The organism is Deinococcus aerophilus, from assembly GCF_014647075.1.
Classification (GTDB): domain Bacteria; phylum Deinococcota; class Deinococci; order Deinococcales; family Deinococcaceae; genus Deinococcus; species Deinococcus aerophilus.
Map to the genome: position 1 here is coordinate 1 of NZ_BMOM01000048.1, position 14,111 is coordinate 14,111.

The 14,111-nt window shown below is 67.5% G+C and carries 13 protein-coding genes, 3 tRNA genes and 1 pseudogene; 10 read left to right on the top strand and 7 right to left on the bottom strand.

Annotated elements, in window-relative coordinates; genetic code table 11:
- Window positions 1-78: 78 nt before the first annotated feature.
- Together IEY21_RS15790 and prfB are read right to left on the bottom strand one after the other, a co-directional pair.
- Window positions 79-1,062, bottom strand: coding sequence for a serine/threonine-protein kinase (locus IEY21_RS15790; protein ID WP_188905309.1), 984 nt, complete (start codon window positions 1,060-1,062; stop codon window positions 79-81).
- An 88-nt stretch (window positions 1,063-1,150) separates the two neighbouring features.
- A protein-coding gene (prfB, locus tag IEY21_RS15795) for a peptide chain release factor 2 (protein WP_188905321.1) occupies window positions 1,151-2,246 on the bottom strand; the annotation gives its coding sequence in 2 pieces (ribosomal slippage) (window positions 1,151-2,200 and window positions 2,202-2,246; 1,095 coding nt in all).
- Between the two features lie 138 nt (window positions 2,247-2,384).
- Here prfB and IEY21_RS15800 point away from each other — a divergent pair.
- Window positions 2,385-3,194, top strand: coding sequence for a type III pantothenate kinase (locus IEY21_RS15800; RefSeq protein ID WP_188905310.1), 810 nt, complete (start codon window positions 2,385-2,387; stop codon window positions 3,192-3,194).
- A gap of 64 nt (window positions 3,195-3,258) precedes the next feature.
- The gene (locus IEY21_RS15805) at window positions 3,259-4,185 is read left to right on the top strand and encodes a cobalamin-binding protein (protein ID WP_188905311.1); all 927 of its coding nucleotides are present in this window, start codon (window positions 3,259-3,261) and stop codon (window positions 4,183-4,185) included.
- Window positions 4,186-4,279: 94 nt separating this feature from the next.
- Here IEY21_RS15805 and IEY21_RS15810 read toward each other — a convergent pair whose 3' ends face one another.
- Window positions 4,280-5,278: an inorganic phosphate transporter gene (locus IEY21_RS15810; RefSeq protein ID WP_188905312.1), complete on the bottom strand. Its 999-nt coding sequence runs from the start codon at window positions 5,276-5,278 to the stop codon at window positions 4,280-4,282.
- 10 nt (window positions 5,279-5,288) lie between these two features.
- Window positions 5,289-5,927 (bottom strand): DUF47 domain-containing protein, encoded by a 639-nt coding sequence (locus tag IEY21_RS15815; RefSeq protein ID WP_188905313.1) that lies wholly within the window; start codon window positions 5,925-5,927, stop codon window positions 5,289-5,291.
- Window positions 5,928-6,121: 194 nt separating this feature from the next.
- Between IEY21_RS15815 and IEY21_RS15820 the strand changes: the two genes are divergently transcribed.
- A complete protein-coding gene (locus IEY21_RS15820; protein WP_188905314.1) occupies window positions 6,122-6,406 on the top strand; it encodes a DUF427 domain-containing protein in 285 nt (94 codons plus the stop codon).
- 14 nt (window positions 6,407-6,420) lie between these two features.
- Here IEY21_RS15820 and pxpA read toward each other — a convergent pair whose 3' ends face one another.
- From pxpA to IEY21_RS15835, 3 genes are read right to left on the bottom strand one after another with little or no spacing between them, the layout of a single operon-like run.
- Complete coding sequence (gene pxpA / locus IEY21_RS15825) at window positions 6,421-7,170, bottom strand: 5-oxoprolinase subunit PxpA (protein ID WP_188905315.1); 750 nt, start codon at window positions 7,168-7,170, stop codon at window positions 6,421-6,423.
- 36 nt (window positions 7,171-7,206) lie between these two features.
- Window positions 7,207-8,148, bottom strand: coding sequence for a 5-oxoprolinase subunit C family protein (locus IEY21_RS15830; RefSeq protein WP_188905316.1), 942 nt, complete (start codon window positions 8,146-8,148; stop codon window positions 7,207-7,209).
- A complete protein-coding gene (locus IEY21_RS15835; protein ID WP_188905317.1) occupies window positions 8,145-8,768 on the bottom strand; it encodes a 5-oxoprolinase subunit B family protein in 624 nt (207 codons plus the stop codon). The genes IEY21_RS15830 and IEY21_RS15835 overlap by 4 nt, the downstream gene beginning before the upstream one ends.
- A 68-nt stretch (window positions 8,769-8,836) precedes the next feature.
- On the opposite strand from IEY21_RS15835, the gene IEY21_RS15840 reads away from it, so the two are divergent.
- From IEY21_RS15840 to IEY21_RS17190, 7 genes and pseudogenes are all read left to right on the top strand, one after another.
- Window positions 8,837-10,102: a nitrilase-related carbon-nitrogen hydrolase gene (locus IEY21_RS15840; protein WP_188905318.1), complete on the top strand. Its 1,266-nt coding sequence runs from the start codon at window positions 8,837-8,839 to the stop codon at window positions 10,100-10,102.
- A gap of 72 nt (window positions 10,103-10,174) precedes the next feature.
- A tRNA-Ser gene (locus IEY21_RS15845) sits at window positions 10,175-10,262 on the top strand.
- A 28-nt stretch (window positions 10,263-10,290) separates the two neighbouring features.
- Window positions 10,291-10,378 (top strand) — tRNA-Ser (locus IEY21_RS15850).
- Window positions 10,379-10,399: 21 nt separating this feature from the next.
- A tRNA-Arg gene (locus tag IEY21_RS15855) sits at window positions 10,400-10,476 on the top strand.
- Between the two features lie 668 nt (window positions 10,477-11,144).
- Window positions 11,145-11,690, top strand: a complete 546-nt coding sequence (locus IEY21_RS15860; RefSeq protein WP_188905319.1) for a hypothetical protein — start codon at window positions 11,145-11,147, stop codon at window positions 11,688-11,690.
- A gap of 148 nt (window positions 11,691-11,838) precedes the next feature.
- Window positions 11,839-12,897, top strand: a complete 1,059-nt coding sequence (locus IEY21_RS15865; RefSeq protein ID WP_188905320.1) for a saccharopine dehydrogenase family protein — start codon at window positions 11,839-11,841, stop codon at window positions 12,895-12,897.
- A 35-nt stretch (window positions 12,898-12,932) separates the two neighbouring features.
- Window positions 12,933-13,460, top strand: a pseudogene (locus IEY21_RS17190) (IS4 family transposase); the annotation flags it as partial.
- Between the last annotated feature and the right edge of the window lie 651 nt (window positions 13,461-14,111).

Sequence of the window (14,111 nt, forward strand, 5' to 3'; positions counted from 1 at the left end):
CTCCACTGCTCATCGGTCAACTCGTAACGCCGAACCACACGTCATTTTTACACTGCCTCCAGGGTTTGCGGACACACCCTAGCGGCGGCGTTTGAAGGGATTCCAGCCCGCGCCGCGCTTCGGGTCGTCTGCGGTCTCGGCGGGGGCCGCCTTGGAGCAGTGAAACGGCAGACGGGGCTGGGCGGGACCGTGCCGTCCCACCACTGGTTTGGCCGTTTCCTCGGGCGGGGGGCCGTCCTCCTCGTACACCTCGTCCTGCGGCGTCTCGCCCAGGGCCCTGAGCAGGGCGCGGCGCACATCGTCGGCGCTGGGCCGCTCGCCGGGGCGCTTGGCCAGGGCCTGGGAGGCCAGGCGCGAGATGGAGCGCGACACCGCCGGGTTGAGGTGGTTCAGCGGCGCCGGAAAGCGCGTGAGGTGCGAGATCATCAGCTCCTCGTACGTGTTTCCCTGGTACGGACGCTCGCCGGAGAGCAGTTCATACATCAGGATGCCCAGGCTGTACACGTCGCTCGCGGCGCTGCTGCCCTCGCCGTGGTAGATCTCCGGGGCCATGTAGTACGGACTGCCGCTGACCTGACCGCCCTGCGCCACGAAATAGGCGTTGCCCAGGTCGCCCAGTGCGGCGCGCCCGTGCGGGTCCACATACACGTTGTGGGCCTTGAGGTCCTGATGCACCGCGCCGAGGTGGTGCAGGTACGCCAGCGCCGAGGCCAGATCGGCCAGGATGCGCAGGGCCGCCGGCTGCTCCAGGAGCTGGCCCTGCTGTGCCAGCTGTTCGTTCAGTGCACCGTCCGGGTAATAGCTCAGGGCCAGAAACGCCTGCGGCCCGAAGGCGGTGCCCGCGTCCGCCCGAATAAGGTGCGGATGCCGGAACTGCAGGGTCAGCCGCACCTCGTTGCCGAAGCGTTCGGCCGCCTCCTTGACGCGCAGCGTGCTCTGCAGCGGCACCTTCAGGGCCACCTCGCGGCCCTGCCGGTCCACCGCCAGATACACCTGCGAGGTGTTTCCACGTCCCAGGAACTGACGCAGGGTGTAACCGGGAATGGTGGGAAAGTCGCTCATAGCATCATGGAATCAGGCGGGGCCGGTCACGGCATTCTAGGGCAGACCGGGGACAGGCGGGGCCGCAGCGTGCGGTCAGCCGCCCGGACTACTCGTCGTCCCCACCCTCCTCGGCCACCCGCTTGCCGGCCATCCATTCCAGTCCGGCCCACATCAGGTCGTCGAGGTCACCGTCGAGGACGTCGTCGGGGTTGTGCTTCATGACGCCGCTGCGGTGGTCCTTGATGTACTGCTTGTCCAGCACATAGCTGCGAATCTGGCTGCCCCACTCGATCTTTTTCTGCTCGCCGCGCGCCTTGGCTTCCTCGGCCTCGCGTTTCTTGATCTCGATGTCGTACAGGCGCTGCTTGAGAATCTGCAGGGCGATCTCGTGGTTCTTGATCTGGCTGCGCGTGACCTGCGAGGCCACCGCGATGCCGGTGGGAAGGTGGGTCAGGCGCACGGCGGAGTCGGTGGTGTTCACGCCCTGGCCGCCCGCACCCTGCGACCGGAACACGTCGCGGCGCAGGTCGCTGTCGGGAATGTGGATGTTGATCTCTTCCTCGGGCACCTCGGCCACCACGTCCACCGAGGCGAACGAGGTGTGGCGGCGGTTGTTGCTGTCGAAGGGAGAGACGCGCACCAGCCGGTGAACGCCATGTTCGGGGGCGAGCATGCCGTAGGCCTTCTCTCCGCGCACGATGAATTCCGAACTCAGCACGCCCGCCTGATCGCCGTCCTGCTGGTCAATGAGTTCGACCTTGTAGCCCCGGCGTTCGCCCCAGCGCATAAACATGCGCGACAGCATGCCTGCCCAGTCCTGGGACTCGGTGCCGCCCGCGCCGCTCTTGACCCGCACGATGGCCGAGGTGTCGGCGTGCTTCATGGTGAACAGCGTTTCCCGGTACAGGGCGTCCACCCGCGCCTGAATGCTGCTCTGTTCCTCGGCGAGCATCTCGCGTTCCTCGGCGTCGGCCATCTCCAGCATCTCGGAGAGGCCCTGCGCGTCGGAGTTCAGCGCCGAGTAGTCCTCCACGATCCGGCGCAGGGTGCCGGCCTCCTGCGTGACCTTGCGGGCGCGGGACGTGTCGTTCCACAGCTCGGGGTCGCTGAGTTCGCGGTCGAGTTCGTTCAGCCTGCGTGTTTTGCCGGGAATGTCAAAGGTACTCCCGGAGCGACGCCAGTTTTTCCAGTAGTTCCTGCATGTAAGCGTGCCTCCCTTCCGCGTGGCCGGCGCTGCTGCGCTGGCCGCTCCCGTTGGCCGGGGCGCGGGCATCTGCCAAGAGCGGAGTATACCGCCTGGGGCGCGGGCATGGCGGGCTGACCCTGGCCCCCGGACCGCCATGCCCGCGCCCGCGCCGTACAATCCCCGCGTGCCCACCGTCTTTCCCCTGCTCGCCGTGGACATCGGCAACACCAGCACCGTGCTCGGCCTGGCCGACGAGACCAAGAACCTGACCCACACCTGGCGCGTGCGGACCAACCGGGAGTCCTTGCCCGACAACCTCGCGCTGCAGCTGCACGGGCTGTTCACCCTCGCCGGGGCCGCGCCGCCCCGCGCCGCCGTTCTGAGCAGCGTGGCTCCGCCGGTGGGGGAGAACTACGCGCTGGCGCTGCGGCGGCACTACGGCATCGAGGCCTTCAGCGTCTCGGCCACCACCCTGCCCGACGTCACGGTGGAACTCGACACGCCCGACGCGGTGGGTGCCGACCGCCTGTGCAACCTGTTCGGGGCCGAGCGCTACATGGCCCACCACGACTACGCCGTGGTCGTGGATTTCGGAACGAGCACCAACTTCGACGTGATCGGGCGGGGGCGGCGTTTTCTGGGCGGCATTCTGGCGACCGGGGCGCAGGTCAGCGCCGACGCCCTGTTCGCCCGCGCCGCCAAGCTGCCGCGCATCACGCTGGAGGCTCCGGAGCGGGCCATTGGCAAGAACACCGTGCAGGCCCTGCAGTCGGGGCTGGTGTACGGCTACGCCGAGATGGTGGACGGCCTGCTGCGCCGCATCCGCGCCGAGTTGCCGGGCCCCGCCGTGGCCATCGCCACCGGCGGCTTCTCACGCACGGTGGAGGGCATCTGCCGCGAGATAGACCAGTACGACGAGACGCTGACCCTGCGTGGCCTGGTGGAGCTGTGGGCCAGCCGGTGATGCGGGGAGCGTGAGGCGAGGGGTGGACTGCGGGTCTGTTGCCCTCACCGGATAGGCTGTCTCCATGATTCCTGCTCCGGAACGGATTGTCAGCCTGCTGCCCAGCGCCACCGACCTGCTGTTCGACCTGGGCCTGGGCGGGCGCGTGGCCGGAGTCAGCCACTCGTGTGACCATCCTGGGGCGGCAGGCCTGCCGGTGCTCACCCGCAGCATCGTGGACTCCGGCGCGCCGCAGGCGGAGATTGACCGCGCCGTGAGCGAGGCGGTCCGTGCGGGCCTTTCTCTCTACACCGTGGACGGCTCCCTGCTGGACGCCCTTGACCCCGCGCTGGTGGTGACCCAGGGGGTGTGCGAGGTCTGCGCGGTCACGCCCGGCAACATCGAGGAAGCGGTGCGGTACCTGCCAGGCTGCCTGCCCACCGCAAATGTTCTGAGCCTGGAAGGGCGCAGCGTGGCCGGAATTCTGGACGACCTGCGGGCCCTGGCCGGGGCCGCGGGGGTGGCGCAGCGGGGCGAAGCCCTGGCGGCCGATGCCCAGCGGCGCTGGGACGCGATAGAACCGGTGCAGACCGCGCCGCGCGTGCTGACGCTGGAATGGGTGGACCCCCCGTTTTACGGCGGACACTGGGTGCCCGAACAGGTGACGCGGGCCGGCGGCGTGAACGTGCTGGGCGCGGCGGGAACCGACTCGGGCCGCGCGGGCTGGGAGGACATCGCCGCCCTGGATCCCGATGTGATCGTGGTGATGTGCTGCGGCTACGGCCTGGAACAGAATGTGGAGTTTGCCCGTGAGGTGCGGGCACGGACCGGTCTGCGGGCCGTCCGCGACGGGCAAGTGTGGGCCGTGGATGCCAACGCCCTCTTCTCACGTCCGGCGCTGGGTGTTGTCCGGGGGGCAGAGGTTCTGGCAGAAGTGCTGCGCGGACGCGAATGTGTGGGGGAAAGCGCGTGCCTGCGGGCCACCCCCACCCCTGTTCACGGCAACGCCTGAACACACGAAGACGAACGCATAGAGAAAACGCATAGAGAAGGGGAAAGGCGGGCTATAGGCAGCCCGCCTTCCTCCACAACTTAAAACTTGAGCCCTACACTCCAACAGCCAGCAGCACCTTGTGAATGGCCCAGCCCAGCGCGATGCAGGTGGGAATGGTGAAGATCCAGGCGCTGACGATCTTGCCGGCAACCTGCCACTTCACCTTCTTGAAGCCCTTGGTGGTGCCCACGCCCATGATCGCGGTGCTGATGGTGTGGGTGGTGCTCACCGGGATGCCCAGGCGGCTGGCGGTTTCGATGATCAGCGCGGCGCTGGTCTCGGCCACAAAGCCGTCCACCGGCTTGAGATCCACGACCTTGAAACCCATGGTCTTGATGATGCGCCAGCCACCGACCGCCGTGCCCAGGCCCATTGCGGCGGCCGCCGACAGGATGACCCACAGCGGCACGATGTCGATCTGGGTGCCGAAGTACGCGCTCAGGGCGAAGGTGATGATGCCCATGGTCTTCTGGGCGTCGTTGCCGCCGTGCGAGAAGGCCATGAACGCGGCGCTGAAGATCTGGGCCCAGCGGAAGGTGCGGGTGACCGTGCGCGGCTTCATCCAGCGCAGAACCAGCCACGCGAGCAGGAACATCAGCAGGATGGGAATCACGAAGCCCAGTGCGGGACTGGTCACCAGACCGGTCAGGGTTTTCCGGACGCCCTTGGGAATGATGATGCCCCAGCCTCCGGCGGCCACACCTGCGCCCACCAGGCTGAAGATCAGCGCGTGGCTGGAGCTGCTGGGCAGGCCCTTCCACCACGTGAACAGGTTCCAGCCGATGGCGCTGAGCAGGGCGGCGCCGACCAGCTCCAGCGTGGCGAACTCCTGAGGCACGATGTCTGCGCTGACGGTCTTGGCCACGGCCGTCCCGGTCAGGGCGCCCACCACGTTCATGATGGCGGACAGGGCGATGGCCTGGGCAGGCGTCAGCACCCGGGTGGCGACCGAGGTGGCGATCGCGTTGGCGGTGTCGTGAAAACCGTTGATGAAATCGAAGATCAGCGCCAGCGTGACGATGACGATCAGGCCGATGAATGCAGGTTCCATCAGATGCGGCTCAGGCGTTCTTCAGGAGAATGCTCTCGACGGTCTTGGCCACGCGCTGCGCCTGATCGCTGGCGTCCTCGATCAGGTCGACAATCTCGCCGCCGCGCATGGCCCGGATCATGCCGGGCACGTCCGTCACGCCCTCGTACAGCGTGCGCTGCACCTCGTCGCTGATGGTGTCGCCCTCGTCTTCCAGCGCACGGATCTCCTGGGCGATCCGGGCCAGTTCCCGGATCTTGCCCGTGTCCTCGATCATGGGCATGCCCTGGGCCAGCAGCGCGCACTGCTTTTCCACCACCCGGGCGAGCGCGGCCATCTGTGGCAGCGGCTTTTCCACGCCGTACAGGCTGAGTTTGCGTGCGGCGTCTTCCATGTCGTCCACCAGATCGTCCAGTTCGTCGTTCAGGGCGATGATGTCCTCGCGGTCAAACGGCACGATGAAGGACTCGGCGAGGAGGTTGGTCACCTCACGCGACAGGCGGTCACCCTCATGTTCCAGATCGCGCACACGCTGGACCTTGGCCTCCACATCGCTGTAATTCTCCAGCAGGTCCACCAGCACCTGTGCGGTGGTGTGGGCGTTGCGGGCGGCCTCGGCGAAGCGGGCGCTGAACTTTGGGTTGCTGGGCATGAATTTAGACAGAACCATGATAAATCCTCCTGATTGTCCTCCGTTATGTCATGGAAATGTCAGGCGGGCGCAGATGGAACTGGAAGCCGAAGGTTTCTGTACTCCAACCGGGGCCGAAGACTCCAGACGAACAGGGCAAACAGGGCCGAGAGGACCCGGGTGCAGGGCGGAGGAATTCACAGCCCTGTGAAGCCCGTGCGTTACCCTGCGGCATGAAAGCCACCTGGAACGGCACCGTGATCGCGCAGTCGGACGACACCGTGGTTGTGGAGGGCAACCACTATTTTCCGGCCGCCAGTGTGAATGCGGAATATCTGCGTCCCAGCGAGACACGGTCGGTGTGTCCGTGGAAGGGCACGGCGAGCTACCACACGCTGGAGGTGGGCGGCCAGCGCAACCCGGACGCCGCGTGGTTCTATCCCGAGCCCAAGGACGCCGCCGCCCAGATCAGGGACCGCGTGGCCTTCTGGAAGGGCGTGCAGGTGTCCGAGGACTGAGCGCGGGGCCAAGGTCAGCTCGGGGACGGAGCGGCCACCCGCACGCCCGCCGTTTCCAGGGCGCGGCGCAGGTCGCGGGCAAGCTCGGCCGCCTCCGCGCCGTCGCCGTGCAGGCACAGCGTGCGGGCCGGGACCGCCACCGCCGCGCCGCCCACGGCCTGTGTCTGGCCTTCCAGGGCGATCCGCACGCCCTGGGCCACCGCCTCGGGGTGTGCAAGCAGGGCTCCCGTCTGCCCGCGCGGCCACAAGCTGCCGTCGGGCGCGTAGCCCCGGTCCGCGAAGCCCTCACCGACGGCGCTCAACCCCCGGACCTGGGCTTCGCGCAGCATCACCGAGTCGTGGCCTGCCAGGCCGAAATACAGCCGCAGTCCACTGTCCGCCGCCGCCTGCGCGATGGCTCCGGCGAGCACCGGGTCGCGCACGGCCATGTTGTACAGCATGCCGTGGGGCTTGACGTGGGCCAGGGGGACTCCCTCACGGGCGGCCACCGTCTTGAGGGCCTCGATCTGCTCGCGCACGAAGGCCGTGACCTCACCGGGGGCAAAGTGCAGCTCCCGCCGCCCGAAGCCTTCGCGGTCCGGAAAACCGGGATGCGCCCCCGCCGCCACGCCATACCTGGCGGCCAGGCGCAGGCTGTCGCGCATGGTCTCCACGTCCCCGGCGTGGCCCCCACAGGCGATGTTGGCGCTGCTGACATGCGGCATGACGGCCGCCTCGTGCGGACTGCCCTCGCCCAGATCGGCGTTCAGGTCGGTGGATGGCATGGGCGCAGGATAGCGGGGCGGTGGCCATGCGCTCCTTCAGGCGTGGGCGTGGCGCCACCCCAGCGCGGCCTCCACGCTCCGCAGGGCCCGTTCCTGTTCGCGCAGCGCGGCGTGGGCGAGGCTCAGGTCCACGGCCCGGAACTGCAGCGTGTCGCCGGGACGCAGCTGGCCCAGCCGGGGCAGGTCGGCGCGGATGACGGCCAGCGGCGTGGGGTAACCGCCATGCGTGCCGGCGTCCGGCCCCAGCACGATGGGCCGGCCGTCCGGCGGAACCTGCACCATGCCCGGCACGTTCGGCAGACTGACGCGGGCCGGGTCGTGTGGAGCGGCCACGGCCTCGGTCACGCGCAGGCCCATGCGGTCGGCCTGCGAACTGACCGTGAAGACCGGTGTGGTGAGGGCCCGCAGCAGCTCCGGCGTCGCCTCGGGCAGGGCGCTGACCCGCAGAACGTGGTGGGGTCCAGGTGGCGTATGCAGGGCGGGTGAAATGAAGGCGCCCGGAGGCGAGAGGGGAGGGGCCGGCTCCCAGGTCAGCCGGTCCCCGGCCACCAGCGCCCGCCCGCCGTGCCCGCCGAACCCGCCGCGCAGGTCGGTGGACGCGCTGCCAAAGACCGTCTGTGCCCGCAGGCCGCCGCGCACCGCGAGCACGGCGCGCAGGCCACGCGGGGTGCTGCCCAGCGCCAGCGTCTGCCCCGCGCGGACCGCCGCCGCCCGCCACAGTCCAAACGGTGCGCCGTCCAGCGTGGCCACGAAGGGAGCTCCACACACGCTGATCAGTGCGTTCTGATCAAAACGCAGGGTTGGGCCGACGAGCGTGACCTCCAGCGCCGCCGCGCCCGCCGGATTGCCCACGAGCGCGTTTGCCAGCCGCAGGGCCACAGGGTCCGCCGCGCCGCCTGCGGCCACTCCCAGCGCCCGTGCCCGCCGCCCGGCGTCCTGCACGGTGGTCTGCAACCCGGGCCGCAGCACCTCGATCATTCGGGGGCCACCGGCTGCACACGTATCCGGTCGCCTGCACGCCACCACACCGGTTCGGCGCGGCCCAGGTCGAACAGGGCCACGGAGGTGTGGCCCACGATGCGCCAGCCGCCCGGTGTGGCGCGTGGGTAGACCCCGGCCCACGGCCCCCCCAACGCGAAGCTGCCCGCCGGAACCTCCCCACGCGGGGCCGCCAGCCGGGGCATCTGCAGTTCCGGCGGCAGCCCGCTCAGGAAGGCAAATCCCGGCGTGAAGCCCAGAAAGGCGACTTCCAGGGGGGCGGCGCACACCGCCGTGATCAGGGCCGCCTCGCTGAGGCCTGCGTGCGCCGCGCACCATGCCAGATCGGGGCCGCCGAAAATGACCGGCAGCGCCCGCGTCCGCGCCTGCTCGCCGCTTTGTGGGGTCAGGGCGTTCAGCCGCAGGCGCAGCGCGGCCTCCAGTTCGGCCGCCGAGGTCTGCAGCGGGTCGAAGAGGACCGTCAGCACCCCCAGCGCCGGCACCCCTTCCTGCACGCCGGGCACGGGGCGGGCTCCCAGGTCGGCGAGCAGCTCGCGGGCCAGCGGGGTCTGCACACTCAGGGCCGCGTCACCCAGCGGCGTGAAGACGGGGGCGCTCATGGCGCGAGTATTTCATGGCCCGGGAGGGCCGGGCGGCGGGTATGTCACGCGTGCCGTACCCTGCGGGCATGTCCCCTGACCGAGCCTTCCGCGCCGTCGCCGTGCAGCCCCATTGGAGTGCCGCCGACTTCACCACGGACGACGCTTTCCGGGCGTGGATGCGCTCACAGCTGGAAGCGGCCCGCCCGCACCTCTCGCCGCAGCGGCCCACGCTGGTCGTCCTGACCGAACTGAACGGCCTGCCGCTGGTGCTGCGCGGAGCGGCCTGGGCGCTGCGCTTCGGAACCTTCGAGCGGGTGTCGGCGGCGCTGTTCGTGGCGCGGCTGCCGCGCGTGCTGCCCGTGCTGCTGCGCGAGCGTGTCTCGCCGATCCGGGCGCTGCAGCTTGCCGCCAGCGCCGACAACGCGCGGCTGTACCTGCACACCTGCCGTGACCTGGCGCGCGAGTACGGCGTGTACCTGTGCTGCGGCTCGCTGCCCATGCCGCGCTATCACCTGCGGGGCGGCCGGCTGCGCCGTGAGGCCGGGACCCTGACCAACCAGAGCATCCTGCTCGCTCCCGATGGTTCGCTGATCGGTGTGACCGACAAGATTCACCTGACTCCCGACGAACAGGCGAGCGGGGTGGACCTGACACCGGGCCGGCTGGAGGAAGTGCGCGTGTTTCCTACCTCGGTGGGGGATCTGGGGGTTGCCATCAGCCTGGACGCCTTCCGGGCCGATGTGATGGGGGCGCTGGAAGCGGCAGGCTGCACCGTATTGCTGCAACCCGATGCCAACGCGTCGGCATGGACTGCCCAGGAGGGCCTGCCCCCCGACCCCACGCACCGGCGCGACCAGCCGGTGGCGTGGCTGGAATCCAGCTGGACGGCCAGCACCCGCGGGGACAGCATCCGCTACGCGGTCAATCCCATGGTGGTGGGCAACCTGCTGGACCTGAGTTTTGACGGGCAGAGTGCCATCACTGGCCGTGCCGAGGACGCGCCGGAGCCGCGCAGCTATGTCCTGACCGAGCCGCGCCCGGGTTTTCTGGCTCTGGCTCCCTGGGTGACCGACGGTGCCCCCGACCTTCTGCGTGTGGTGGGACGGCAACTCAGCGCGGGCAGCGGTCATCCGCGCGAGAACGCCTACCACACCGATGTGCTGCACGCCGATCTGACGTTGCCGCCCAGCCGGGTGCCCACGCCCCCCTGTACCCCCCATGAGGAGGCGCTGGCCGCGCTGTTGGCCGGGGCCCGGTTGGGGGGCGGCGCACTGTCCTGGCCGGGTTTGGCGCTGGCCGCCGCCGCCGCCCTCGCTGCGTGGCGGCTGTGGCATGACAGGTCGAAGCGTTGACAAGCTGCGGGGTCGTCCTTATACTTCCCTTCGCGCTTCGGGGCACCCCCCTGGACCGCACCCGCCGTAAACGGGGGGTTGGCCGAGTGGTTGAAGGCAGCAGTCTTGAAAACTGCAGTGGGGCAACCCACCGGGGGTTCGAATCCCTCACCCCTCGCCAGAACCATGCTGCATCGGCAATGTACCGAGGAGAGGTGGGTGAGTGGCTGAAACCGCATCCCTGCTAAGGATGTATACCGCAAGGTATCGAGGGTTCGAATCCCTCCCTCTTCGCCAAGCTTCACCGCAGGACCATAAGTGCCCGTAGCTCAGCTGGATAGAGCGTCTGACTACGGATCAGAAGGCCAGGGGTTCGAATCCCTTCGGGCACACCAAGAAAACCCCCTCCTGGAGGGGGTTTTTCCTTTGGCTTGTGGCTGGTGATACTCCGCGTGCCTTGTTCTTGTCTGACGCGCTAAGCATGAACGATTCGGCAGAAGCCGCCAACTCCGCGCAAGCGTGTACCGCTTGTGTTCTGTCGCAAAGGCACGCCTGTAGATGTAGATATAGCTGCCGCCGTACTCGGGTGGCGGTGTCTCAGCTTCTTGCCATCCACTCGCAATGAAACACCTGGCTCAGCCGTCCCATGGACGCTCCCAATAGTTTCTTGCATCTCCTCCAGTGCCTTCCCTTAAATCGGAGCCACAAACCCCAAGAACTCTAACTTTCTTGTCCAGGACGTTCTCCATCATCCCTCTCGGCTTCTCTTCGCCTATGCTCAATACACTTTCAGACACCTATATGCACCCTTTGCGCCCATTTTTTCAATTTGCTTCCCGGCCCCCCCTATGCAACAGTAGGTTGTTCTCCACGTGCTGGAGAGGGTTTTCAGCTTTTCAGTTCTCTCGGTAGCGCTTTGGTGGGTACCAATATATGCTGCGCAAGTACCGACAGTTCGGCAGCAGATACCGACAAATCCTCGGCAGGTACCGACAGATAAGCTGCATCGACATGCCGGGAGGCGACTCCCGGCCGTCCGATCAGCTCCAGGAGAACCCAAAGCATGCCTGAACACCACAACACCAGCGCTAGCCGACAGAAGGCTGAGCATTTCTTCCTGAAATACGCCCGTCTCCCCTTAGGAGAACGCTCCCTCGCTCGGCTCCAAGCAGAGTTGCAGGAGGAAGATATCTCAGTCAGCTTACGGACGCTGGAGCGCTACTCCGAGCGGTATGACTGGCCAGGACAGCTGCGGAAACTGTTCGCCCAAGATCAGGCCGCAGCCGTGCGACGAGCCGAGAAAATGCGCATCCGCAGGAGGGAGTACTACTACACCAGGGAACTGCATCCCCAGGAATGGGCGGTCGAGCGGCTCGGCGTGGCGGTGCATAACATCTGTTCACACTGTGTCCACAACCTGCAGTTCGAGCGGAATCAACTTCGGCTGTGCTGGCGGTGCACCGAGCATATCCGGCCATTGATGCTGGCACTGCTGCAGGGCCCGTCTGACGCGGCGGTTCTGAAACAGCACTTCGAACTGGAGTTGTTGGAAGAACGGCGCGCGGGGATTCGCCTGAAAGACTACCTGGAGCCTTCTGAGCCCTCTTGAACCGAATGAGAACAGCCCAGGGTGCTCACTGGGCAGGATTCCTGTCTGCAGCCCGGACGGCTATACGTCCCGGCATCAGTGAGGAGATCCAGAGGCAAGTCCGGCCGCAAAGGGCAGAGGAACCCGCGCCTCCTGCTTATGCTGGAGTATGACCCCCCAATGGATGATCTACGGTGCGAACGGCTTTACCGGACAGTTGATCGCCCGAGAAGCTGTCAAACGTGGCCTGACCCCCGTGCTCGCTGGGCGCTCCGCGGAGGCCATCCGACCGCTTGCCGGTGAGCTCGGGCTGGACAGCCGCGTGTTCGGGCTGGGCGGCTCCGGTGAGGTGCTTGAGGGTATCCGTGACATGAGGCTGGTCCTCCACTGCGCTGGTCCGTTTTCCCGGACGCAGCGGCCCATGCTCGAGGGTTGTCTGGGCACGGGAACGCACTACCTCGACATCACCGGAGAGCACGCCGCGCTTGAGGCCTTGCACTGGCGGGGTCCGGAGGCCCGACAGGCGAACGTCGTCGCTGTCGCGGGGGTCGGGTTCGATGTCGTTCCCACCGACGCCGTCGCTGTCCGGCTCGCTGAAGTGCTGCCCTCGGCCACCCGCCTACGTCTCGCCTTTCGTGGGGGCACCCTCAGTCGGGGTACAGCGATCACGATGGCGGAAAGCACCGGGGAGGGGGGCCTGAGCCGCCAGGGTGGTCTCTTCGTACGCGAACCCGTCGCCGCCCGCACCTGGCAGGTGGAGCATAACGGTCGGTACTCGACGGCGGTCAGCATCCCCTGGGGCGACGTTGTAACCGCCTACTACTCCACGGGCATTCCGACCGTCGAGACGTACCTCGCCGTCCCCCCGGGCGCAGCCCTCGTGATGAGGGGCAATGGATGGTTGGCCCCCCTGCTCCGTCTGCCCGCCCTCCAGCGACTTCTCGCGGAGCGTGCCAGCCGGGCGAAGGGACCGACCGAGACCGAACTGCGGGAGGGGCACACCGTGGTGTGGGGGGAGGTGACGGACCGAGCGGGGAACAGGCGAGCGATGAAGCTCGTTGGGCCTGATGGGTACCGCTTCACGGTGGAGAGTGCCCTCGCCGCGGTTGGGCGCGTGCTCGCAGGAGGGGTGCCGGCTGGAGCCTGGACACCTTCCCAGGCCTTCGGCGCTGCATTCGTGACGACCCTGCCCGGTGTTGAGCTGCTTCAGGACGCTCGCTACGCCTGAACAGGGTGCCTGCTCCCCTCCGAGCGCTCGCCCACACCTGGCACGACGGACAGACGCCGCTGAACGTCCTGGTGTTGGGCGCTCCTCGGTGGCGCGGTCATTCCTCTCGTGTGGTCGATCCTGCCGCTTCAGGGGAAGAGTTGCGTGGCTGCCCGCATCCTCCTGGTGGCCCGGCTGCTCAAGGTTCTTCCCGCCCGCCGCTGGGCGGTGGTGATTGTTGATTGGGAGTTCATCGGCCAAGCGGGGTGGCGGGTAGATGCACGTGGTGGTCGTCGCTTCGGATTTGCCTGTTCTGGTGGAAGCCATGCACAGGCCGGCTCCCGGGCGACTCTCCCGGCGGTTCGGACTGCTGCGTCGCGCTGGCGTGGAAGGCTCGGGTGGGGGCACAGCGTGTGGAGGACCATCTCTCACGGCAGGACAACCCTGGGCGGGCGATGGTGAGTCAGGTGCGGTTCGGGTGGCAGGTGCTGGGTCAGGCCACGCGGTGGGGCGGTGAGGTCCTCCGGGACTGCCTTCAGCTGCTCAGCCTGCCATTCCCGCCCACCAACACGTCGATTCCCTGAAGTGTCAGGTGCTGAGGACGGTCAGGTGCTGAAGACCGGGCCACCTGCTTCCCAAGCAACTCCCTCATTGCAAAATTTCCCTGGCAGGTATTCCCCTTAAAGCGGGCTGTTCGGCCGTTCAAAGTGAAGGGATGGCTGCATGTTCCCCAGTTGTTCTGCGCTTGCGTGCCGGCCTGCGTGCGAACGGCAAGCGGAATGCCGTCCGCACGCAGGCGCACGGGTCGCGGCAGTGAACATGACGACGGGCCGTCAGCGGCGGGTTTTGATCATTCGGGTCGTCCGATCGCTCACGCCCGACGAACTTGCAACGTGCCTGCCCGTTTCCCTAATGGTCTGATTCAGAGGAATGTTGGGAATTGGCGGCAGCCAGGTAGGGCAGGCAGAAGCGGCGAAGGCTCTCCAAGATGTCATCGGCTGAACGCTTCCAGATAAAGGGTCTAGGCGCCTCGTTGTTATGAGCAATAAAGGCCTCAATGGCCTGTTCCAGCTCATCCTTCGAATGGAAATCCCCACGGCGTAATCTCCGCCGACTCAGCAGCGCGAACCACGACTCCACCAAGTTGAGCCATGACCCCTGGCGGCCTGACAGATTTTATGAGATTGGACGGAAAACGAGTTGCCAGCCGACCTCAAGGGTGGTTTGAGGAGGGG